We start from the raw sequence: 517 nt of genomic DNA, 5'->3' as shown, positions 1-517 counted from the left end.
CCCGCCCATCGCATCCGCTTTGTTTATACTCCCAAGCACTGTTCCTGGCTCAATCAGGTCGAGATCTGGTTCGGTATCCTCACCCGTCGGTTGCTCAAGCGCGCGCGCTTCGCCATCCACTGATGAACTCAAGCAACGCCTCCTTGAGTTCATCGATTTCTTCAACCAGACCCTCGCCAAGCCGTTTCGCTGGACCTATATCGGCAAGCCGCTGATGGCATGAAATTGTCCAGTCAACTTAAGGTGCGAGGTACTAGCAAGAAAGGGGAAACTGCGATAAGCGCGTCGAGCCAGAATATCCGGAGGATATGGCCGGCAGTGCCCTACCTTCTTGTCACTGAGCCGAACATACTGACCGTAGGTCAGCCACTTGCCCGCCCGATGCTCCGCAACGACCCGTTCTAGCAGCCTGTCGGACTTTAACGCTGCCGGATGGCTCTCGGCTTGGTAGACTGCCGAGATCACCTTTCAGGATCCACGACGATGCCCTGCTTCCGCCCGATCGATCGCGACATCC

The 517-nt window shown here is 56.9% G+C and carries 1 protein-coding gene; it reads left to right on the top strand.

Annotated features, from left to right (window positions below; translation table 11 throughout):
* Window positions 1-12 precede the first annotated feature (12 nt).
* Window positions 13-123 carry a transposase gene (locus GJ668_RS20865; protein ID WP_343032255.1) on the top strand — a complete coding sequence of 37 codons (111 nt, stop codon included), beginning with the start codon at window positions 13-15 and terminating at the stop codon, window positions 121-123.
* The last annotated feature ends 394 nt before the right edge of the window (window positions 124-517 follow it).

This window comes from Allochromatium palmeri (genome assembly GCF_009720725.1).
Lineage (GTDB): Bacteria > Pseudomonadota > Gammaproteobacteria > Chromatiales > Chromatiaceae > Thermochromatium > Thermochromatium palmeri.
Note: the sequence above shows the minus strand (reverse complement) of the source record. Positions and strands in the feature narration are given on the sequence as shown.